Annotated in this window: 19 protein-coding genes and 2 tRNA genes; 11 read left to right on the forward strand and 10 right to left on the reverse strand. The window is 43.5% G+C overall.

Going from position 1 to position 22,152, the window contains the following annotated elements:
- Positions 1–2: 2 nt before the first annotated feature.
- From EI162_RS05395 to recN, 6 genes are all read right to left on the reverse strand, one after another.
- Complete coding sequence (locus EI162_RS05395) at positions 3–1,193, reverse strand: methyltransferase (protein ID WP_192523400.1); 1,191 nt, start codon at positions 1,191–1,193, stop codon at positions 3–5.
- Between the two features lie 82 nt (positions 1,194–1,275).
- On the reverse strand, positions 1,276–1,602 hold the full coding sequence (gene tusA / locus EI162_RS05400) for a sulfurtransferase TusA (protein WP_192523401.1): 327 nt from the start codon (positions 1,600–1,602) through the stop codon (positions 1,276–1,278).
- Positions 1,603–1,662: 60 nt separating this feature from the next.
- Positions 1,663–2,187 (reverse strand): hypothetical protein, encoded by a 525-nt coding sequence (locus EI162_RS05405; RefSeq protein WP_192523402.1) that lies wholly within the window; start codon positions 2,185–2,187, stop codon positions 1,663–1,665.
- A 75-nt stretch (positions 2,188–2,262) separates the two neighbouring features.
- A complete protein-coding gene (gene ruvX / locus EI162_RS05410; protein WP_192523403.1) occupies positions 2,263–2,790 on the reverse strand; it encodes a Holliday junction resolvase RuvX in 528 nt (175 codons plus the stop codon).
- Positions 2,791–2,904: 114 nt separating this feature from the next.
- Positions 2,905–3,468: a YqgE/AlgH family protein gene (locus EI162_RS05415; RefSeq protein ID WP_192523404.1), complete on the reverse strand. Its 564-nt coding sequence runs from the start codon at positions 3,466–3,468 to the stop codon at positions 2,905–2,907.
- Positions 3,469–3,586: 118 nt separating this feature from the next.
- Positions 3,587–5,266 (reverse strand): DNA repair protein RecN, encoded by a 1,680-nt coding sequence (gene recN, locus EI162_RS05420; protein ID WP_192523405.1) that lies wholly within the window; start codon positions 5,264–5,266, stop codon positions 3,587–3,589.
- A gap of 635 nt (positions 5,267–5,901) precedes the next feature.
- On the opposite strand from recN, the gene EI162_RS05425 reads away from it, so the two are divergent.
- Complete coding sequence (locus tag EI162_RS05425; RefSeq protein WP_192523406.1) at positions 5,902–6,237, forward strand: pyrimidine/purine nucleoside phosphorylase; 336 nt, start codon at positions 5,902–5,904, stop codon at positions 6,235–6,237.
- 247 nt (positions 6,238–6,484) lie between these two features.
- Positions 6,485–7,255 (forward strand): 23S rRNA (guanosine(2251)-2'-O)-methyltransferase RlmB, encoded by a 771-nt coding sequence (rlmB, locus tag EI162_RS05430; RefSeq protein WP_192523407.1) that lies wholly within the window; start codon positions 6,485–6,487, stop codon positions 7,253–7,255.
- On the opposite strand, the gene coaE is transcribed toward rlmB, so the two are convergent.
- From coaE to pilB, 4 genes are all read right to left on the reverse strand, one after another.
- Positions 7,218–7,910: a dephospho-CoA kinase gene (gene coaE, locus EI162_RS05435; protein WP_192523408.1), complete on the reverse strand. Its 693-nt coding sequence runs from the start codon at positions 7,908–7,910 to the stop codon at positions 7,218–7,220. The genes rlmB and coaE overlap by 38 nt on opposite strands.
- Before the next feature lie 164 nt (positions 7,911–8,074).
- Positions 8,075–8,974 (reverse strand): prepilin peptidase, encoded by a 900-nt coding sequence (locus EI162_RS05440; RefSeq protein WP_192523417.1) that lies wholly within the window; start codon positions 8,972–8,974, stop codon positions 8,075–8,077.
- Between the two features lie 25 nt (positions 8,975–8,999).
- Positions 9,000–10,223, reverse strand: coding sequence for a type II secretion system F family protein (locus EI162_RS05445; protein ID WP_192523409.1), 1,224 nt, complete (start codon positions 10,221–10,223; stop codon positions 9,000–9,002).
- Positions 10,224–10,406: 183 nt separating this feature from the next.
- Positions 10,407–12,122 (reverse strand): type IV-A pilus assembly ATPase PilB, encoded by a 1,716-nt coding sequence (pilB, locus tag EI162_RS05450; protein ID WP_192523410.1) that lies wholly within the window; start codon positions 12,120–12,122, stop codon positions 10,407–10,409.
- Positions 12,123–12,742: 620 nt separating this feature from the next.
- Here pilB and tpiA point away from each other — a divergent pair.
- The 9 genes from tpiA to truB all read left to right on the forward strand — a co-directional run bounded on the left by tpiA (position 12,743) and on the right by truB (position 21,776).
- A complete protein-coding gene (tpiA, locus tag EI162_RS05455) occupies positions 12,743–13,564 on the forward strand; it encodes a triose-phosphate isomerase (protein ID WP_192523411.1) in 822 nt (273 codons plus the stop codon).
- Positions 13,565–13,781: 217 nt separating this feature from the next.
- On the forward strand, positions 13,782–14,090 hold the full coding sequence (secG, locus tag EI162_RS05460; protein ID WP_021814138.1) for a preprotein translocase subunit SecG: 309 nt from the start codon (positions 13,782–13,784) through the stop codon (positions 14,088–14,090).
- 160 nt (positions 14,091–14,250) lie between these two features.
- Positions 14,251–14,335, forward strand: a tRNA-Leu gene (locus EI162_RS05465).
- A gap of 166 nt (positions 14,336–14,501) precedes the next feature.
- Positions 14,502–14,578: transfer RNA gene (locus EI162_RS05470), tRNA-Met, on the forward strand.
- A 494-nt stretch (positions 14,579–15,072) separates the two neighbouring features.
- Positions 15,073–15,573 carry a ribosome maturation factor RimP gene (gene rimP / locus EI162_RS05475; protein ID WP_192523412.1) on the forward strand — a complete coding sequence of 167 codons (501 nt, stop codon included), beginning with the start codon at positions 15,073–15,075 and terminating at the stop codon, positions 15,571–15,573.
- Between the two features lie 141 nt (positions 15,574–15,714).
- Positions 15,715–17,199, forward strand: coding sequence for a transcription termination factor NusA (gene nusA / locus EI162_RS05480; protein WP_192523413.1), 1,485 nt, complete (start codon positions 15,715–15,717; stop codon positions 17,197–17,199).
- Between the two features lie 151 nt (positions 17,200–17,350).
- Positions 17,351–20,074 carry a translation initiation factor IF-2 gene (gene infB, locus EI162_RS05485; RefSeq protein ID WP_192523414.1) on the forward strand — a complete coding sequence of 908 codons (2,724 nt, stop codon included), beginning with the start codon at positions 17,351–17,353 and terminating at the stop codon, positions 20,072–20,074.
- Between the two features lie 233 nt (positions 20,075–20,307).
- Positions 20,308–20,697, forward strand: coding sequence for a ribosome-binding factor A (locus EI162_RS05490; RefSeq protein WP_192523415.1), 390 nt, complete (start codon positions 20,308–20,310; stop codon positions 20,695–20,697).
- A 23-nt stretch (positions 20,698–20,720) separates the two neighbouring features.
- Positions 20,721–21,776 carry a tRNA pseudouridine(55) synthase TruB gene (gene truB / locus EI162_RS05495; protein WP_192523416.1) on the forward strand — a complete coding sequence of 352 codons (1,056 nt, stop codon included), beginning with the start codon at positions 20,721–20,723 and terminating at the stop codon, positions 21,774–21,776.
- Positions 21,777–22,152: the final 376 nt, after the last annotated feature.

The following is a 22,152-nucleotide window of genomic DNA, read 5'->3' on the forward strand; positions in this document are numbered from 1 at the left end:
TATTAAACACGTTCTAGACACCATAACGAAGTGATTTCCAAACTACGCGCCGCAAATAGCGGATCAGTATTATCTTGGCTACGACCATGCTTAGGGGTGGTATCGAGACGGTATTTGACTGCTAAACCAGCATCTGCAAACCAGCCCAATAACTCATCACGGCTGCGCAGCTGCAAATGTTCTGCTAAATCTGACAGAATCAACCAGACTTCTCCCTGCTCGGCTAAATGCTGCTTTGTACCTTGCAACAACCCGCGCAACATCGTGCTCTTAGCGTCATAGACGGCGTACTCTAATGGCGAGCTTGGCTTAGCGGGCAACCAAGGTGGATTACAAACTATTAAATTGGCTAGCGGCGCATCATTTGGAAACAAATCTGCTTGCTGTAACTGTACGGCAGATAACTCCAAACGCACAAAGTTCTCGCTGGCGCAGGCTAACGCACGCGGATTTAAGTCTGTCGCAATGATCTGTTGCACACCGCGCTGCGCTAAGATAACTGCCAGCAAACCTGTTCCAGTACCAATATCAAAGGCAACATCACAAGTATCTGGCAGCGGTGCATCGAGCAACAACTGCACATACTCGTGACGTGTTGGCGCAAAGACCCCATAATGTGGAAAAATCGATAGACCTAAACTCTCAATCGGTACGCCTTTTTCGCGCCACTGCGCTGCGCCTAACGCCCCTTGCAGGTCACGGAACGAAAGCAAGCAAGATTCATCCAACTGGCCAAAAGCTGCCATACAAGCGGCACTGACATCGGGGGCGCGACGTAGCTTACTGACATAACCAGTCTCAAGCTCTAATAATAAACGACTTAATATGCGCGAACGTTGGGCTTGGGTTTGGCGTTGCTGATGAAATAAGTTAGGTATGGCTTCGGGGGTGACCAACTTATCGGCCGTAGACTTATTAGCGGCTTTTTTTATTTTGCGCTGTTCAGAACGTTCATTAGTACGATCGATACGTCGATTGAGGGCTTGTAGCAGTTGTTTTGCATTATGAAAGTCACCGCGCCACAGCAGTGATGTACCTTCGCAAGCCAAGCGATAGGCTTCATCTGCGGTCGTTTTGTCATCGACTAAAACGATACGCGCAGGCGGCGCATGATTGCTCTCAGACAGCCAGCGGGCGCTATGCAAAGTTTCATCCTCAAACCATTGTACATACTGCTTTTCTGTTGATAACACGCGGCTTACCTTCTGTGAGTGATACGTTGTTTACAAAGCAAAAATATTTTTAAACTATTAAGCGCTGATTTCTATACAGCCCCTAAGCGCTTTTTTTCTTAACCAAGTAACGATAAAGCGTGGCGCTTGTGGGCCCATCATCGTCGCTAGCAATGGTTATTTCTTCCGGATCGGAACGTAAGCTCACATTTTCAGCAATCACTTCTTGATTCAATAGTTCATGACCCAAATGACGACAAAAATTAGGGATATCACGAGTGGTCGCTGGATCGGTGGCGAGTATTTCAACTACTTCGCCGCTTTCTGCTTTACGAATGGTTCGATGCAGCATCATCACTGGCTCAGGACAAATCAGTCCTTGAGTGTCTAAATGATGTTGGATAGTGGTGTCGGATATTGAAGTGGTCATAATATTAATTTTCTTAACCTAAGAGATAAGTGTGGTCGCTGTGCATTGTTTTTTATGTTGCTATAAAGGGGTGTTTTCTGGATCAGTGGTTGTTTCTTGTTTTTCATCTGTTTTTTCATCAGTGTCAGGCAAGTCTGCCACTTCCAAAAAATTAAAAAAACGTTTAAAGCTCACTTTGAATAAAAACGCCACGCCAAGCCACGATGCCAATCCTAACCAAGCCGTATCAGCAAATAACAGCCCACCGATAAGGATAATGCTTGAGACGCCAATGGTCATTATCACCATCGAGGATTGATTGAGGCGATAGCGATAGATAATAAACGCATCATAGAGCGTTAGCGGAATGGTCAGCGCAATCAGCGCGTAGGGCAGATTAAAGAACAAACGATACAGCAACTGATTGTCATGAAAAGCTTTTATACTAGCAATGGTGCCAAAGACCATAAAAGCAATAATGGCGGCATAAATGAGGTAAATGGCAATTTTATTGGCACGCTGAGCGCCCTTGATACGGGCGATGGCCAGCGGCGCAAAACCATGTCGCGAGTTATTTTTTAAGGATTGGTCTGAGACAGTGGTCATAATAATTCAGTCGCTTATCCGTTTAGAGGGTCTAGCAGAAGTTGGCGGAATGTTGAAAATCAAGCGGTCGCGCAATTAATTGGCTTTGATAGCGTCGATTGCGATACTACTATTAGGATCAGCAAAATAAGTCGACATCAAAATACAGGCGGAGATGTCATCAATCGGGTCGCGCTCATTTTTAATCCAGCCATTTTCCCAGGCTATTTCCCGCGCAGCAACGGATGTTAAGCGCTCATCACATAGAGTCACTGTCACTGGTAAACGCTGCTCCATGACTCTATGTGCTAGACGCCGCGCAAATTTGTGCGCACGCTTTGAGAGCATTGAGCTGCTACCGTCCATATTGAGCGGTAGTCCAACTACCACCTTTGCCACACCCCAAATCTTGATGATACCTAATAAATTGTCCCAATCAGGCTGACCATTATTCATCGCTAAAATATCGAAGGCACGCGCGGTTTCGGTAATGGTGTTTCCAAGCGCCATGCCCATTTTTTTGACCCCGTAATCGAGTGCTAGTATGAGGTGCGGCTTAACGGTTGGCTCTACTGTAGCAGTGTCAGCAGTTGCCGTTGCAATGCTAGTTTCAGAATCTACCATAATGATGCGTGCTTCCTATTTCTATTGAACACCATTTTTTTTAACTTAATGGCTTTAACCTAGATGATACTTTTTGCGCTCATCACCAATATATTTGTGAATGTTCAACACACCCTAAGCATGACCAATATCGCTGCTAAGATAGTCAAAATTAACCCCAATCTTATCAGCGGCTATTTGCCAGCGCTGTTCAAATGGCGTATCAAACAACAAATTCAGATCAGCGGGACACACTAACCAGTCACCGTTATCAAGCTCAGTCTCTAACTGTTTTTTGCCCCAACTGGCATGGCCCAAGCACAGCTGATAGTGTCCAACACCTTGACCATCAGCGATGCGTTTGAGGATATCTTGGCTAGTGGTGATACAAACGTTTTCTGAAATGGCAAAAGAAGACGCCCACTGAGGTTGTCCGGTATGCAGCACAAAGCCCACTTCAGGATACATAGGGCCACCTTCTAACGGCAAGTCATCCATCACTTGCGGATCGGTAACCTCAATGTCTAAATCCTCTAGTAATTTTCCCACCCGAGTTTGTTCCAGCGGACGATTGACCATGAGACCAAGCGCACCGTGTTTATCGTGTCGGCAGATATAAATTAGCGCCTGCTCAAACCTAGGGTCTGACAGCTCTGGCGCTGCAATTAAGAAATGATGGGTCAAATTGGCTTTAGACATAGAGACAAACGTAACCTACTAATAAAGGTGGGAGACCACTATATGGCGTTAATGGGTAAAAAATCAACTAAAGCAAATATTTAGCCATTATTAGATACTTAGTGTAGATAAGCGGTTTTTACTTAACATCGGACAATAAGCTACGGGCGTGGTCACGGGTGACGTCAGTGATTTTTACGCCGCCAGACATGCGTGCCAGCTCATCGACTTGCGCGCTATCGGTGAGGATTAACAGCTCACTTTCGGTTTGCTGGTCATGATGTTTTTGTACCAAAATATGCTGGTGTGCTTGTGCCGCGACTTGTGCTTGGTGGGTAATGGCCAGCAATTGCTGCGTTTGTCCCAGTGCGCGCAGTAGCTCACCGACGACTTGTGCCGTACCGCCGCTAATACCAACATCGACTTCGTCAAATACCAGCATGGGTTTGGCGGCATTATTATCAGCATTGGTTGCTTGCAGGACTTGCATCACCAGTGCCATGCGCGACAGCTCACCGCCCGAGGCAGTTTTGTGTAGTGGCTGCATCGGCATACCCACATTGGCGCTAAATAATAAATCAATATCAAAGCAACCTTGCCCATTATATTGGCTAGAATCGGCTTTTTTGTTAAAGACAAACTCACAGCGCGCATTGGGTAAGGCGAGCGGTTGTAATTGCTTAATCAGTTGCTTGCTGACAATTGGCGCCGCTTTAGTGCGCGCTTTATGTAGCTTAGTCGCGAGCGTTAGATAATCTTGCCATGCTTGTTCAATTTGTGCCGCCATTACATCACTGCTTGGCTCATTTTCTAGTTGCTCTAATTGCATCTCCCAACCCTTTGCTTCTTCAAGCAAATCGCTAGCGGGCAGGCCATGCTTACGTGATAAACGATGGCCCAAACTGATTAAACTGTCTAATGTTTGCAGACGCTCAGGGTCAGGCAATTGCTGTTCAGCATAATCTGACAACAAGCCCGTCACTTCAGTGATTTGCTGCTGCGCCAAATGCAGCTGTTCAGAGGCTTGCTCAAAGGTTTGGCTAACGCTGACTTGATTATCGCAGAGTTTAATTGCTTGCCCCAATAAGGTCATAACATCTGGCTCATCGGTATCATTATCGAGCAAATGCAGACCGTGACTGGCCTCTTGCATTAAGGCTTCTATGTTAGACAGCTCTTCATGCTCCGCTTCTATTTCTGCATAATCAACCGCCAATAGCGGCGCGATATCGGCCAATTGGCTTTGCAACAGTTGGATACGGTCTTGGCGCTGTGCCTCACGACTAGCAATATCATCAGCTTGGCGTTTGAGCTGCTGATAAGTTTGATAGCTGCTTGTTGTTTTTGCCGCTAGCGGTGTTATCTGCGCCATTTCATCTAGCCATTGCACCACAAACTGCGGCTTAAGCAAGGCCTGCTGAGCATGCTGACTATGAATATTGACCAATAACGACCCCAAGTTTTTTAGCTCAGCCAAGCTGACAGGAGAGCCATTTAGCCATGATTTTGAGCGTCCGGTATTACTCAGTTGGCGGCGAATTAATACTTCTGGCTCGTCTAGCGCGCGGTCATTTTTGGCGAACCAATCGGCAACGACGCTGTTATCTTGTACATCAAACTGCGCATAAATATCTGCGTGCGTGGCACCATGTCTGACCATCGCACTGTCGGCGCGCTCACCGGCACATAAGGATAGTGCGTCTAATAGCAGCGATTTGCCAGCACCCGTCTCACCAGTGATGACATTGAAGCCTTCAGCCACACTAAGCTCGTGCTGAGCGATCAGTGCAAACTGATGTAAAGTTAAAGATACTAGCATCAACGCCTCTCATGACAGACAATGAATCCTGCATATAATACAATGCTAAGAAGTCATCTCTAAGCCAATTAAATTGAAAAATAGAGTAAATAAAGGAATGAAAGTGTTCGGTTAATACTACTAAATATTATGGTAGCAAAAAGTCTTAAATACAAATTTTAAAGCTAATCAGTCATATAGTCAGTCTACTATAAAAGAGGTGCGTGAAAAATAGCGTTCTGCTGGCATGAATTGTTTGAAATTGGATTGACTATATCAATCACTATTTTAATAATGAGCGAAACTTTGATAGCCGCTTTAACAAACTTTATAGATATAATGTGGTAGCATAATCTCACATAATGATAAACTCTTGCTACTAAGTTTTAGGCGCGGTGCTAAGTTTTATGCACGATATTGCATGACAATCATTTTTCATCATAAAATTAGACAGCGTATAACAGCAAGGATAAGCACTTTCATCATTATACTAGAATGTTCCTATAGCAGAAACACAGATAGCAGAAACACAGACGTCGAATATCAAAATATGTAGTATTTAGAGTAAGCATTCTAGAAGTATTCGCATTTTAGTTGTACTTAATCCAGTTACTTATTTTTTAGTTTTGCAATAATTATTTGATAAGGAAGCCACTATGACAGCGGCGCAATTTACCAATGTAACAGTCAATGCTCAAGCCACGGTATCTTACGATGGTCGTTGCTCGAGCCATACCATTATGTTTGAGGACGGTCGCCATAAGACGTTAGGAGTGATTTTGCCTTGCGACAATTTGGTCGAGCATTATCATTTTAGTACCAATACTTCTGAGCGTATCGAAATTATCAGCGGTGAGTGTGAAGTCAAAATAAATGGTGATGAAGAATTTAGCTATTACCGTGCGGGACAATCATTTGTTGTCGAAGGCAATAGTGGTTTTAATTTGCGGACAGAAGAAATCGTACAGTATGTCTGTCACTTAGAAGGCTAATACTGCTGAAAGAGAGCACTGTTGGACGTGTCGTTAGATGATAGATAACGCCAAAAACCCCAGCCTTCAAACAGCAACTCTATCCTTCAAAAGTAATAACCTTATCGTATTGGTAAGGTTTTTCTTTTTTTAGTGATATTACTTATATGAAAATGTGTATTAGTTGCTACAATTACAGACCTGTCTTTTTATCGCATGGTTTTTATCAAAATAGTGCGATACCCACTTTATAATCAATAGGCCTATTATGGCAAAACCAACCTACTTCTATGGCATTCATGCGATTGATGCTTTACTCGAACACCGTCCTCTCGATGGGCTCAGCCTATTTGTGCAGCAGGGACGCGAGAGTGACAGCCATGTACAAGCGATTATGGCACAAGCAAGCGCTAATGGCATCAGCATTCAACCAACCCAAAAAGACAAGCTCACCCAGCTTTGTGGCAGCCCGCAACACCAAGGCGTGGTGCTTAATGCGCGTCCGTTAGGTTTCGCTGATGAAGGTTTGCTTGATACGCTTGCTGGTCGTGAGCAGTGCTTATTATTGGTTTTAGATCAAATCACCGACGCGCATAACTTCGGTGCGTGCTTGCGTACCGCTGTGGCAATGGGTGTCGATGCCGTTATTTGTCCAAAGCATCATGCGGCAAGCCTTACCCCGACCGTTGCCAAGGTATCAGTGGGCGCAGCAGAGATGATGCCCATTGTTAGCGTGACCAATTTGGCACGCACGCTGGCAAAGATTAAAAATGCTGGGGTATTTGTGTTTGGTACCGCGCTCAATGCTGACGCTAAACCAATGCATGCAGCAGACTTGACTGGCAAAACTGCCATTATTATGGGGTCGGAAGGCGAGGGAATGCGCCGCCTGACTACAGAAAGCTGTGATGAGCTGGTTTATATTCCGATGTCAGGCAATGAGCATGGTAACTTACAAAGCTTAAATGTAAGCGTGGCCACTGGTATGGCTTTATACGAGATTAATCGGCAGCGAACTTTAGCTGCTGGGCAAGCGTGATGTAGTCTTGATGCAGCGGTTTTAGTTGTAAATATAGAGCCGTAAGATCACTTTCATTTAACACCACATCATCAGCATGACGATTACGTTCTTCACGGCTCAGCTGATTGACCATAATCGCTTTGATTTTCTGCACGCTTTGCTCATCACGCTGACTGGCACGCGCCAGCTGCGTGTCTTCAGCCGCATCGATGACCAATATACGCTGGCATAAGTTGGCCAGCCCAGCTTCTGCGGCTTCAATCAGCAAAGGCGCTGACAACACCACATAAGATGACGTACTCTGTGCTAATTGTATTTTAGCGGCTTCGCGTATCGCTGGATGGGTGATTGACTCAAGCTCAATGAGCGCTTCAGGATGGGCAAACACATGCGTCCGCACAGCGGCGCGGTCCATCTCTCCATTGGCATTTAACACCCAATCACCAAATTTTCTTTGAATTTTGCGCAGAGTAGCGCTGCCTTTAGCCACCACTTCATGAGCAATAATATCCGCATCAATAATATTAATCCCTTGTTGGGCAAACCAGTCGCTGGCAGCAGATTTTCCGCTACCGATACCTCCCGTCAAACCCACAACTAAAGTTTTACTTCTAGGCTCAGGTGTTTGTGGTTGATGCGAATAAGGTGAGCGTGTTTCTATAGATTTTGACATAATAAGGACTTATCTGACGGATAAAAGGATAATGTAGTCGATGAACAGTAGCACTGTAGTCATTTTAAGTTTTTTGACTATAGCCTTGCAGTTGCGGTGACATTAGTAGTATTAGTGACATTGGTTGTTAAAGGTTAACAGTAACTATTAAGAATAGTTACTGTCTATGTGTACATACCAAGATACCAGCTGACGATATCTGACCCGTATAATAAAGCCACGATACCAGCAATGGCGATATAAGGACCAAAGGCAAAAGGCTGGCTCTCGCCCTGTTTTTTCATGAGAATGATTCCAACGATCGAGCCAAGTAAAGATGACAATAGAATAATTAGTGGTAGCATCAAAGGGCCAAGCCAAGCCCCCAGTACTGCTAATAATTTAAAATCTCCTTGACCCATACCGTGTTTCTTAGTGATTAAATAAAACACCTTGACCACTATCCATAAAGACAAGAAGCCAAATAGTAAGCCCCAAATCGATTGGGTTGGTGTGACAAACCAGCCTTGTGAGTTTACAGCCAGTCCTAGCCCTGCTAATGGAAAGGTTAGACGGTCGGGCAGCAATTGGGTATCAAAATCAATACCGGTTAAGGCCACGAGGGTCCATACCAACACTAATGCAGATATTCCAGCGGCACTGACACCAAATTTATAAATAACCAATACAGAGAGCAGAGCAGTAACTAGTTCAACGATGGGATAACGCAGGCCAATAGCCGCTTTACAATCTGAGCAGCGTCCGCGCAGCATTATCCAACTGATTAAAGGTATGTTTTCGTACCATTTAATTTTATGTCCACAGTGCGGACAGCGCGAGGCTGGGTGACTTAAGGTGATTGGTTTATCAGTGGCGACAATATCTGCCAGCGGCGCAGTATGTTCGCGCGGCATGTCTGTTTGCTCAGATACGAACTGGCTACATTCTTGTCGCCAAGCGACCATCATCATCAGTGGAATACGATGAATCACCACATTTAAAAAACTACCAACACAAAGACCTAATAGACCAAAGGCAACTAAAGCTAACGCCATGTTTTCTTGTAATAACTGTATAAACTGCATCAAATCGCTGTCCTTTAATTAGCCTTTAGCCTACCACTGAGCCCATCTGGAAGATTGGTAAGTACATGGCAATGACCAAGCCACCGACTAATACCCCAAGCACCGCCATAATCAATGGCTCCATCAAGCTGGTCAGACCATCAACAGCGTTATCGACTTCGTTTTCGTAATAGACGGCCACTTTATCTAGCATTTCCTCTAGACTACCAGACTCTTCACCGATACCGACCATTTGAATGGCGAGACTGGGAAATAAATTGGTTGAGCGTATCGAAAACTGTAATTGTTGACCGGTAGCGACGTCGTTTTTGATTTGTTGAATCGCGTCATAAAATACCACGTTATTTGCTGCACCAGCCGTAGAATCCAAGGCATCAATAAGCGGCACGCCAGCGGCAAAAGTCGTGGATAGCGTACGAGAAAAACGGGCGATGACTGCTTGGTAAGCAATGTTACCAAAGATAGGAGCCTTTAAGACAGCGCGGTCTAAAAAATCGCGAAATTTCTTAGAGCGCTTTTTGGCTTCTGAAAAACCAATAATAGTGCCGCCAATAAATACAATCAAAATGAACCACCATGCCTGCATCCACTCAGACATACCCACCACCATTTGGGTAAAAGCAGGTAGCTCTGCACCAAACGAGCCGAATAAATCAGCAAACACAGGGACGACTTTGACCAGTAGAATAATGGTGACAACAATGGCCACTGTGATGACGGCAATAGGGTACTTCATGGCTTTTTTAATTTTCGCTTTGAGTAATTCGCTTTTCTCTTTATAGGTCGCTACTCGTTCAAGCATGGTTTCCAAAGAACCGGACTGCTCACCAGAATCGACAAGAGAGCAAAAGAGATCGTCAAAATAGCGTGGATGCTTGCGTAATGCCGACGCAAAGGTGCCACCGGCTTCAATATCCGCTTTTATTTGCAAAACCAGCTCTTTCATACTAGGGTTATCAAGAGAATCAGCGACAATCTCAAAGGACTGTGTCAATGGTACGCCTGCTTTCATCATGGTTGCCAATTGACGGGCAAAAATAGCAATATCAATAGGCTTAATAGATTTTTTAAAGGTATATAAGGGCTTTGGTTTTTTCTTGATGCCTTTGACCGTAATACCTTGCTTGCGTAGAGTGGCTTTCGCCAGCTCCAAACTACGACTGGTGGTTTCACCCTTCACTTTTTGTCCGCGGCGGTTCACCCCATCATAGACAAAGTCTAACAACATATCGGTCTTAGCTTTTGCCATGTGACTACCCTCAAAAATTATCTAATTAGATATTGCAAGTATATAAATAATGCCTAGCTAATAATAGCTGGATTACTCTATTTTAGCGCAAAAAACCAGTGTCCATCTGTTTTATTTTTAATTCTGTTCAGCAATGGTTATTGCTGGCTTATAATAATAAGGCGCCTGACGGTTTAGAAGATATTATTCGGAGGTGACACGCATCATTTCTTGAATACTGGTCACGCCTTGCAACACTTTCAAAATACCAGAGCGACGTAGGTCTCGAAAGCCATTTTTGAGAGCCGCATCTTTGATATCTATGGCGTTTCCGTCTTCCATAATAATTCGTGAAATATCTGAATTGACTTTCATCACCTCGTAGATGCCCACGCGCCCTTTATAACCTTCACGGCATTCATTACAGCCTACTGGCTCATGAATGATATTATCTGGATTGTCTAAGTCGGCATTGGTGAAACCAAGCTCAAGCAGACTTTGTCGTGGGATGGTAATCGGTTTTTTACAGTTTTTGCATAAACGCCGCGCTAGCCGCTGGGCAATGACCAAATTCACTGACGTTGCGATGTTAAAGGAAGCCACGCCCATATTACGCAAACGCGTCAAGGTTTCAGGTGCGGAGTTGGTGTGTAGGGTTGACAGCACCATATGTCCTGTCTGCGCCGCCTTTATCGCAATTTCAGCGGTTTCAAGGTCACGAATCTCACCGACCATCACGATATCAGGATCTTGGCGTAAAAATGACTTAAGAGCAGTGGAAAAATTCAGTCCCACTTTCGGGTTGACGTTGACCTGATTGATCCCTTCAAGGTTAATCTCAACTGGGTCTTCAGCGGTTGAGATATTAGTATCACCCGTGTTAAGTATATTGATACCCGTATATAACGATACGGTTTTACCAGAACCTGTTGGACCCGTAATCAGTAGCATACCTTGTGGTTTGTGTAGCGCTTCTAAAAACATCTCTTTTTGATCAGGCTCATAACCGAGTGCTTCAATGCCGAGCATCGCCGACGATGGATCTAGGATACGTAGGACCAGCTTTTCCCCAAATAGGGTAGGCAAGCAGCTAACCCGAAAATCGATGGCTTTATCTTTGGATAACTTCAGTTTGATACGTCCATCTTGCGGGACACGGCGCTCTGAGATATCCATTTGTGACATCACTTTTAAACGCGCTGCGATTTTCCCTGCAAGTTGTACGGGCGGGTTGGCCATTTTTTGCATCACCCCGTCGACCCGAAAGCGAACGCGATAGGTTTTTTCATAGGGCTCAAAATGCAAATCAGAAGCGCCCATGCGTATGGCATCGACTAGCATTTTATTGACGAATTTGACGACTGGTGCTTCTTCTACACTATCGGTAAGCTTAGTTTCACCTTCTTCATCGGCTTCTTCGCCGTCTTCCAAGCCAACGTTGAAGTCACCGTCAGAGAAACTATCAAAACTTTGCATGGTGTCGGCGTAAAGACTTTCGATGTGCTTTTTGAGCTTATCTTCTTCGACGACAACCGTTTCAATAGATAGGCGGGAATTAAAAGCAATCGCATCAATGGCATCTATACGTGTCGGATCACTTAGAGCGACAAATAAGCGCTGACCGCGCTTAAAAATTGGCAAAGCATTAAATTTACGAACGATTTTTTCGTCGACTAAGTCTTTTGGGATAACATTGAGGTTTAATGCATCAAGGTCGAAAAGAGGGTCGCCAAAGGCTTGTGACAGCATCTGAGCCAGTTGCGAGGCTTTGGCCATCTTATTGTCTACTAAGTATGGTACCAGCCCTATTTTTTGCTGCTGAGACTCGGTTTGCGCGGTTTTCATGTTCGCTTCGCTGACAACACCTTCATTGATAAGTTGTTGTGCTAAACCACCATACTTATTGGTTGTAATAGACATTATGACCTCTCCTTAATACCAACTATTTTGTGTATTTACCTAGGGGTTATATAGCCCCTATCTAAATAACCCCTATTTATATAACCTTTAAGAGTCACGTGTTTTTATCAATAACAGCACTGTCGCCATTTTAGTTTAGCGTACTATTTATAGTGATGCTTTTTTATGAATAGGCAGTGTTTGGTTTTCTATCAGTATAATATAGGACTTTACTTCACTTTGAAGGCTTTATTTTAAAGGCTGTATATAGACCATTAAATGGATAGCTGGTGAAAATATATCAATAGCGCAAGCACAGCGTAAAAATATAAAACCAGACTACAATCAGACCTAAATAAAATAAATACTATAACGCGCTATTAGAATAGATTTTGCTTGCTATGCCTGCGTAGATGGAGGTTATGAAAAATTAATCTCAGCAGTACTATAGCCTTTTAAAGGTGAGTCAACTATATATAGCTGTTTTCTATCAATGCCATGGTCGGCTATTTAACCCACCCTAACCGTAAAGCTCTGTTTTGATTTGGGCAGCACTATACTATAGCACTTGTGAATTATTTGTTATACTGGCGCGCATATCAGCCGCATTGGCATGAATACATGAGACAAGGTAGATAGGTATGCAAGCTTGGGTAATTGGCAATTGGAAACAAAATCCAGCAACGAGCCACGACGTCAATGTGTTATTAGACGATTTATTGGTGGCAGTTGATGCCGAAAAGCAAGCCGCTATACAAGCCGCTATAGAGGTATCGAAACGATGCACGTTAATGGTGGCGCCGAGCTGTATTCATCTGGCGGCTGTGAGTGCACGTTTAAAAGGCAGTTCAATACTTAGTGCGGCTCAAGATATCAGCGCTCACAGTGCGAGCACTGGCGCGTATACGGGTGATTGCTCAGCGCAGCAAGTGGCAGATACTGGCGCAACGTGGACGATACTTGGACACTCTGAGCGCCGTCAATACCATAGCGAATCTAATGATAGCCTAGTAAAAAAGCTGACGCATGCACTGACGCATAACTTAGGTGCGATACTTTGTATTGGGGAAACCCAAGCGCAATACGATGCTAAGCAAACGCTTGACGTCATCGATACCCAGTTATCGGTTATTAAAGACTTGCTTGCCCAGCAGCCAGACCTGATAGCATCATTACCTGAGCGCCTAATCATTGCTTACGAGCCAGTCTGGGCGATTGGCACTGGCAAAGTACCGACCGTGGCTGAAGTCAGTAAAACCCACCAGCATATTAAGCAAAAGATGGCCAGTTTTGCCGAAGCCATTGATTCAATGACTGTTTTATATGGAGGTAGTGTCAATGCTGATAATGCCGATAGCTTTGCCTCAGATCCTATGATTGACGGTGCATTGGTCGGCGGCGCTTCATTAAAGGCCGAAAGTTTTTTGATGATTGCCAAAGCCTTTAGTAGTGCAAATATTTAGTTAATATAAGCAAAATACAGCTAATAAATATCTCATGCGTATATAAAATGTCTTTATCAGTTGGCAAAAGTAGGTTTAACAGTGCCCTTGCAATCGTGTACAATGCGCCTTATTTAACACAATCGAATTGGCGTTATTGCGCGCTAATTGCTATCACCATTAACCTTAAGATTTATTTTCCGTTATCAGTCGTCATTACGCGGCAAAAGAGGCCACCATGTTTACGTTTATATTAGCCCTGCACATTATCGTGGCGATTGCCATGATCGGCTTGATTTTGATACAGCATGGCAAAGGGGCAGACGCTGGGGCTTCGTTTGGTGCTGGCTCTTCAGGCACTGTATTTGGTGCAGCAGGAACGGCTAACTTCTTGACGCGTGCGACTGCGGTGCTTACGGTCATATTTTTTATCACCAGTATGACTCTTGCGGTTCATGCTCGTAAGCAGGCAGAAGATCAGTTTCGTTTAGATGCGCCGGTTTCAGCACCACAAACGCCACGCCCTTTGACTCAAAACCCTGAATAGCTATTTTTTCGTAAGCGTTTTTGAATAGGCAACGCTTGCTATTTTAAGGCGTTAGATTTACAATGCTTTTCTGTTTTTACAAGTCCTTGTCTATTGGTGCCTACCTTAAAGCATCTATTCAGATAGAGTAAAGGTTAGAAAACAGAGCAGTGAGAAGAATGCGATTGTGGTGGAATTGGTAGACACGCCATCTTGAGGGGGTGGTGGCGCAAGCTGTGGGGGTTCAAGTCCCCCCAATCGCACCAAGTTTTGAAGTATTAGTTTTTTAAATTGATATATTTCAAAGTATAAAGCTGTTAAGGTAGTATCGTATTAAGAGAGTTGATCGAGTTAAATACTTTATTTTAAATTATTTTTAAATAAGTATTGACACTTCTACAAAACCTCCCTATAATACGCGTTCTAGATTGATGCGGGGTGGAGCAGTCTGGTAGCTCGTCGGGCTCATAACCCGAAGGTCGTTGGTTCAAATCCAGCCCCCGCTACCATTTTTTATACTGATGTATTGCACGCTAAATTTGTCAGTACCGATTAGCCCACCATTATGTTTGTGGGTTTTTTTGTATCTGATGATTGGCGTTATCGCGGTATCTATCCTACTTATGCTAAGCTCTAGGCCTATAGAGTACGACGCCATTTATGGTAGCTTGTCATTACTCGTCGTCATTAGAGTGACGTTTCTTAAGCAAACTATTTTTTAGTACTCTTTTACTCCTCACTCTTTTATCGATAGTACTGCTTTATGAATAATAAAAGCATGGTTTGGCTGAGCTTGATGTTTTATACGCTCATCCTCATATAAATACACAGCGCCTCTATGATAATGGCCTATATAATAATGATAGGTTTGTGATTTAAAAATAAAACAATGACAGTGTCTCTTATGGTTAAATAAATACTATATGATGGCAGAGATAAGCAAAGACTTTAAAACAGTTTATTAAGTACGATAGATAAGTGAATAGGAAAATATAAATAGATTATGAAGCTTTCGACCAAAGTTGCAGAACTGACCAATATTATTGCCCCTGCCGTCGCCGCTTGTGATGTGGCATTGTGGGGCATAGAATTCGCGCCACAAGGCAATCGCTCTTTATTACGTATTTATATTGAGGCGCTGCCAGAAGAGCAAGCCCAAGATAAGCACGTGACCATCGAAGACTGTGCTGCGGTGAACCATCAAGTGAGCGGTATTCTTGAGGTTCATGATCCTATCGCTGGTGAGTATATTTTAGAAGTGTCTTCGCCAGGTTTTGACCGTGCTTTTTTCTCAGATGAGCAGATGCATGCTTATGTGGGTCAAACCGTCAGCTTGCGTTTAATACAAGCGATGGGTGATGGCGATCAAAAACGCCGTAAAGCCACTGGTACTCTAGATAGTATTGATGCAAACACCTTGAAATTGACGTCAAGTGATGGTGAACAGTTTGAAATTGCGTTAAGTAATATCGATAAAGCCAATTTGGTTTATGAAGATGCTTAATCTTTAAAACTTTACTCTCTAATAGCTTACTCTTCAAATAGCGTAGTCTCCAAATAGCTTAGATAGCTTACGGTGAAAATATATAGCAAGTCATAAATTATAAAATTTAAGTCAATTAAAAAATGATAGGACAGGTATAGTATGAGTCGTGAAATCTTAACGGTAGTAGAAACTGTCAGTAATGAAAAGGGCTTAAATCCTGAAGATATCTTTGAAGCCATCGAAGACGCTTTAGTGGTATCGACGAAGAAAAAAGTATATACCGAACAGCCAGAAGTGGCCGTACGGGTTGCCATCGACCGTACAACGGGTGATTACGATACTTATCGTTACTGGACAGTGGTTGCAGATGAAGATCACGAAATGCCTGCCTGTCAGTTAGCAATTACTGACCTTGATCAAGATGAATGGTCTATTGGTGATGTTAAAGAAGAGCAAATCGAATCGATTGAGTTTGGTCGTATTGCGGCGACTCAAGCCAAACAAGTTATCATTCAAAAAATTCGTGAAGCTGAGCGTGCGCTCGTAGCCGATGCTTTTGAGCCACGTGTTGGTGAGATGATGTACGGCGAAGTCAAAAAGCAAACTCGTGATGGTTATATTATCGATTTAGGTGACAACGCAGAAGGTTATCTTTCACGCGATCAGATGTTGCCACGCGAGCAATTACGTGCAAAATCGCGCATCAACGCTATCTTGTATCATGTGAATCGTGAAAACCGCGGTGCACAGCTATTGTTGTCACGTACCCATCCTGAGATGCTTTCAGCCTTGATGCAAAAAGAAGTGCCTGAGATTGCAGAACAAATTATTGAAATCCGTAACGTCGCTCGCTTGCCGGGTACTCGTGCTAAAATAGCGGTGAAGACTAACGATCATCGTATCGACCCTGTTGGTGCTTGTATCGGTATGCGTGGTACGCGTATTCAAGCGGTACAGCAAGAGCTTGATGGCGAACGTATTGATGTGGTGGTGTGGTCAGATGATCCAGCACAATTCATTATCAGTTCTTTAGAGCCAGCTGATGTCAGCAGTATTATTTTAGATGAAGACATGCAGATGGCCGATATTATCTTCAGTACCAACGATCAGTTGGCGCGCGCGATTGGCTCACAAGGTCAAAACGTCCGTTTGGCGTCCGAGCTTACGGGCTACAAGCTTAATATGATGCTAGAAGAAGAGTATCAGCAGCGTCAAGAAAACGAATCTAAAGCATTCATCGAATTATTCTATGAGCGTTTAGAGGTGGATCGCGACTTAGCACATGCGCTTGTTGATATTGGTTTTACCAGTATCGAAGAAGTGGCTTATGTACCAGTCGAAACCTTTTATGATATAGAGGGTTTAGATGATGAAGCGATTGATATGATTCAAGAGCGCGCCAAAGAAGTAGTCATTGCAGATGAATTATTTAAACAACAAAACATGAAAGAGCCAAGTCAAGAGTTACAAGATCTTGAGGGTATGACCGTCAGCTGGGCTTATAAAATGGCACAAAAAGACATCATCACCGTTGATGACTTGGCAGAACAAGCCGTCTTCGATTTAGAAGATATCGAAGGATTAGATACTGAAACCGCAGGAAAACTCATCATGAAAGCTCGGGAATCTTGGTTCAATGAATAAGCGGTGACTGCATATCGCTGTCTTTTGGTGATATGCTATCGATAATAAAGTGTTGGTATGATTGCAATACAAATACCAGCCTTACCCCAATCATTTGTAGCCAACAACTGAATTGAACATATAGCAAATAATAGACAGTAGGTGATATTAAATGGCAGATAAGACCGTCAAAGAACTGGCAGATATGGTAGGCAAAACTACGAGTGCTGTACAACAGCAACTGGTAGATGCTGGACTGCCTACTCGCGCAGAAGATGACTTAGTTACTGAGGTTGAGCAAGAAAAACTGGTGACGTATTTAAAACAAAGTCATGGTCAGCAAGAAAAGCGTCGTATTAGTCTGAAGTCTAAGACAACTAGCACCGCGCGTGTGACCGGCTCTTCAGGAAAATCTAAGAGTGTCAATGTTGAAGTGCGTAAAAAGAAAGTATTCGAAAAGCCTGATCCAGAGAAAATGGCTGAAGAATTGGCTGCGCGTGAGCAAGCGATGATTGAATCGCAAGAGCGTGCTGCTAAAGATGCTGAAGAGCGTGCTGCCACCAAGAAAAAGTCTGAAGAGCGTCAAGCAGCAACCTTAGCGGCGATGCGTGCAAGCTTAGGTTCTAGCAAAAAATCAGACGACAAGAATGACGATATCTCAACCTCAGTGGTTGTGAAAAAAGGTGGTAAAGCCGCTGTTGAAGTTAAGCCAAAAGAACAGCCGAAGAAAAAAGTCGCTGCAACCAAACCAAAAGTTGAAACGGCAGCTGAGCGCAAAGCTCGCGAAGTACGTGAAAAAGAAGAGAATCGTTTACGTCAAATCGAAACAGAAACTCGTCAAGCCCAAGCGAAAGAAGCGCAAAAACGTACGCTTGAGCAAATGCGTAAAATGGCGGGTCAATATACGGATCAGCCTGCTGCTGAAGTTCGTAAAGACGAGCCACTGGCAGAAGGTCTAGTCGGTGATGCGTTAGAAGAATCGTTTGAAAAAGAACGTCGTGAAATTAAGCGCGGTGCAAGTAGCACTGGAGCTCGTGGTCGTCGTCGTAAGAATCAAGATGAGCGTGAAATCAAAAACCGTAAAAATGGTTTACGTTCAAGTCAGTCGACACAGCATAAGTTTGAAAAGCCGCTTGATAAAATTATTTATGATGTTGAGATTAGTGAGCAAATCACAGTAGCAGATCTCGCTCAGCGTATGGCGGTTAAAGCTCGTGAAGTGACTAAATTGCTGATGAAAATGGGTGAAATGGCTCGTGAATCAGATATGATTGATCAAGCAACAGCCAGTCTACTTGTTGAAGAGATGGGTCACAACCCTGTACCAGTCAGCGATACCAAAGTTGAAGATGATCTACAATATGCCGTTGATGAACGCAGCAGTAATATCCAAACGCGTCCACCAGTGGTTACTATCATGGGTCACGTTGACCATGGTAAAACATCACTACTCGATAAAATCCGTGAAACTAAGGTTGCGACTGGCGAAGCGGGTGGTATTACCCAGCATATCGGTGCTTACCATGTAAAAACAGATCGCGGTGTGATTACTTTCCTTGATACCCCAGGTCACGCAGCTTTTAGTGCCATGCGTTCACGCGGTGCCCAAGCGACAGATATCGTCGTAATCGTTGTTGCTGCTGATGACGGTATGATGCCACAAACTGCAGAAGCGATTGATCATGCTCGCGCTGCTGGCACACCTATCATTGTTGCTATCAACAAAATGGATAAGCCAAGTGCTGATCCGGATCGTGTCCTAAATGAGTTAACCACGAAAGAAGTGGTATCAGAAGAATGGGGCGGCGATACCCCAATGGCGCGTATCTCAGCCAAAACTGGCGAAGGTATCGACGAGCTATTGGAATTCATTAGCCTCCAAGCTGAATTGATGGAATTAGAAGCACCATTAGATGGCGCGGCGCAAGGTGTGGTCATTGAATCAAGACTTGAGAAAGGTCGTGGCCCTGTTGTTAGTGTTCTAGTCAAAAAAGGTACCTTAAAGCAAGGTGACTTGGTCTTAGCCGGCGAACATTATGGTAAAGTTCGTGCGATGACTAATGAGAGTGGTCAGCGTATCAAAACAGCTGGTCCTTCTATCCCTGTGGAGATTTTAGGTTTGCCTGAAACGCCAGCGGCTGGTAGTGAATTCTTAGTCGTAACGGATGAGAAAAAAGCTCGTGAAGTGGCGGACTTTAGAACCAACCGTGAGCGTGAGCGTCAACTTGAACGCCAGAATGCCATGCGTTTAGAGAGCATGTTCGATCAGATGGAACAAGGCGATGTGTCATTCTTAAACATCGTATTGAAAACCGATGTTCGTGGTTCTCTTGAAGCATTACTTGCTGCATTGAACGAGCTATCAACTGATGAAGTAAAAGTCAGAGTAATTAGCTCCGGTGTTGGCCCTATCTCTGAATCGGATGTCACTCTTGCAGAGTCGAGCGAAGCAGTACTATTAGGCTTCAATGTCCGAGCAGATGCGACCGCCCGTCGTAAAGCTGACGCGGCTAATATGGATATTCGCTATTACAGTGTTATCTATGGCTTGATTGATGATGTTAAAGCAGCCATGAGCGGTATGCTCGCGCCAGAACATCGTGAGAAAATCTTGGGTGTGGCGGATGTTCGTGAAGTATTCCGCTCTAGTAAATTTGGTGCAGCTGCTGGTTGTATGGTGGTTGAGGGTACGATTTATCGCAACAAACCTATCCGCGTCTTACGTGATGACCAAGTTATCTTTACTGGCCATTTGCAATCATTGCGTCGTTATAAAGAAGACGTCAATGAAGTACGTACTGGCATGGAATGTGGTCTTGCAGTTCGTGGCTACGATGTCGAAGCGGGTGATAAAATCGAAGTCTTTGAAATCCAAGAGTTCGCACGTACTATCTAAAGTTACTGTTTAAAACGAAGACAGTTGGTTATGTAACTTGCTTTATTAAGCATGACGTAAATAACCAGCTATCTTATGAATATTCAGCTGTACTTAGGCCTAACAGGTACATCCTGCTAGGCCTTTTTTGACAACTATTAGTCTTCAAATTTACAGTCTTCAATTTATTGATAAACAAATATGTTAGTTAATTAATGAATGAAGACGAGCCATATAAAAAATAAGGTAATAATATGAATCAACGCTTACAACGTTTGGCTGATCAAATTCAGCGCGAGCTTGCGGTCCTCATTCGTGACGAAGTCAACGATCCTCGTTTAACAGGTTTTGTCACAATCTCTAGTGTTAAGGTCAGCCCAGATTTAGGCTATGCTGATGTCTACGTCACCATCATGGAGCCTGAACTTAATGATGCTATGACCAAGACCAACCACGAAGAAAGTGTCAAAGTCCTCAATAAAGCCGCTGGGTTTTTACGTACGGAGTTGAGCCACAGTCTGAAAACACGTACCACGCCGCGATTGCGCTTTCATTATGATGAAGTCACCGCTCGTGGTAACTATATGATGGACTTGATTAATCAGGCGGTCACCAAAACTGAGCAAAACGAGAACGATGAGTAAGAAATCAAAGAGTAAAAGCCATTATGTCTAGACCGCCCAATCAAGCTGATAAAAAAGCCAATAAGATGGCTGATAAAATAAAAGTCTCTGGTGTTATCTTAGTGGATAAGCCTAAAGGTATGACCTCGCAGCAAGTGGTGTCAAAGGTGAAGTATCTGTTTAAATCACCGATACACGATAGCAAAAAAGCCGGTCACACTGGTACGCTTGATCCCATGGCAACGGGGCTACTGCCTATTTGTATGGGTGAGGCGACGAAGTTTAGTCATTATCAACTTAATGCGGACAAATCCTATCAAGCGACTATTTTACTTGGTAGCCAGACAGATACAGGCGATGCCGACGGTCAAACCATGGCACAAGCACCTATTCCGAAATTTGACGATGCGCTATTAGATAAGGTTGTACAACAGTTTTCGGGTGCCCAGCAGCAGATACCACCGATGTATTCTGCCCTAAAAAAAGATGGCAAAAAACTATATGAATATGCTCGTGCTGGTATCGAAATAGAGAGAGAGCCAAGAGATATTATTCTCAAGGCGATTAACCTCGAAGCCATCGATGATACGCAGATTCAATTGACGGTCACTTGTACCAAAGGCACTTACGTGCGCGTACTGGGTGAAGATATCGCTAAAGCAATGGGAACGCTGGGGCATTTGACTGCGTTACGACGTACGCAAGTTGGCAATTTCAACATTGAGGAAGCGATTGCTTTATCAGCATTAGAAGAGATGGCTTTAGACAGTCGACAGTCTCATTTATTAGCCATTGACGCTTGCATTGATATCGATGCTGAGCTGACATTGACGACTGAACAGTGTGCTCGCGTGCATATGGGTCAGCGCCTAAACGTATTTGAACAGCTGACGGAAGATATCAGAGATTATATATCGGAAGTTATTAACCAGTCGTCTAACTCTATAAGTGTAACCAATAGTCAGAATGATAAAGTCCAGCCATTGGAACATGAAATACCCGTAGATATTCGCTTAATAGACGAGCAAGGTTGCTTTCTTGGGTTGGGTGCGGTTAGTCTTAATGGGCGATTGCAGCCTAAAAAACTGATTCAACGTTAGTCTTGCGGTGTTAAAACTATATTCTGTTTATTGCTTCTCAGCTTACTAACAGTTTACACTAATCACATATCGTCACATTTTATTGCAGGTTTCACCTATGGTGGAACCTGTTTTTTTTGTACATTGGTTAAGTCAGCTAGGGAAAGTTAGACAAAAATAAAAAATAAGAAAAATTATAATAATAAAATACAACTGTAATAAATAATAAAAAAAGTTTAATACTATAAGAATAAATAAAAATAATTTGATGATATAACAATAAAAAAATACTAATACTAATAAGGCAGGATGCTATAGTCACTGCACTACAAAAGAGTTATAATTTGGATGAATATCATAAAACAATTTAGATAAGTCATTTTCCATCCAACCTTGG

This window comes from Psychrobacter sp. FME6, from assembly GCF_014861365.1.
Classification (GTDB): domain Bacteria; phylum Pseudomonadota; class Gammaproteobacteria; order Pseudomonadales; family Moraxellaceae; genus Psychrobacter.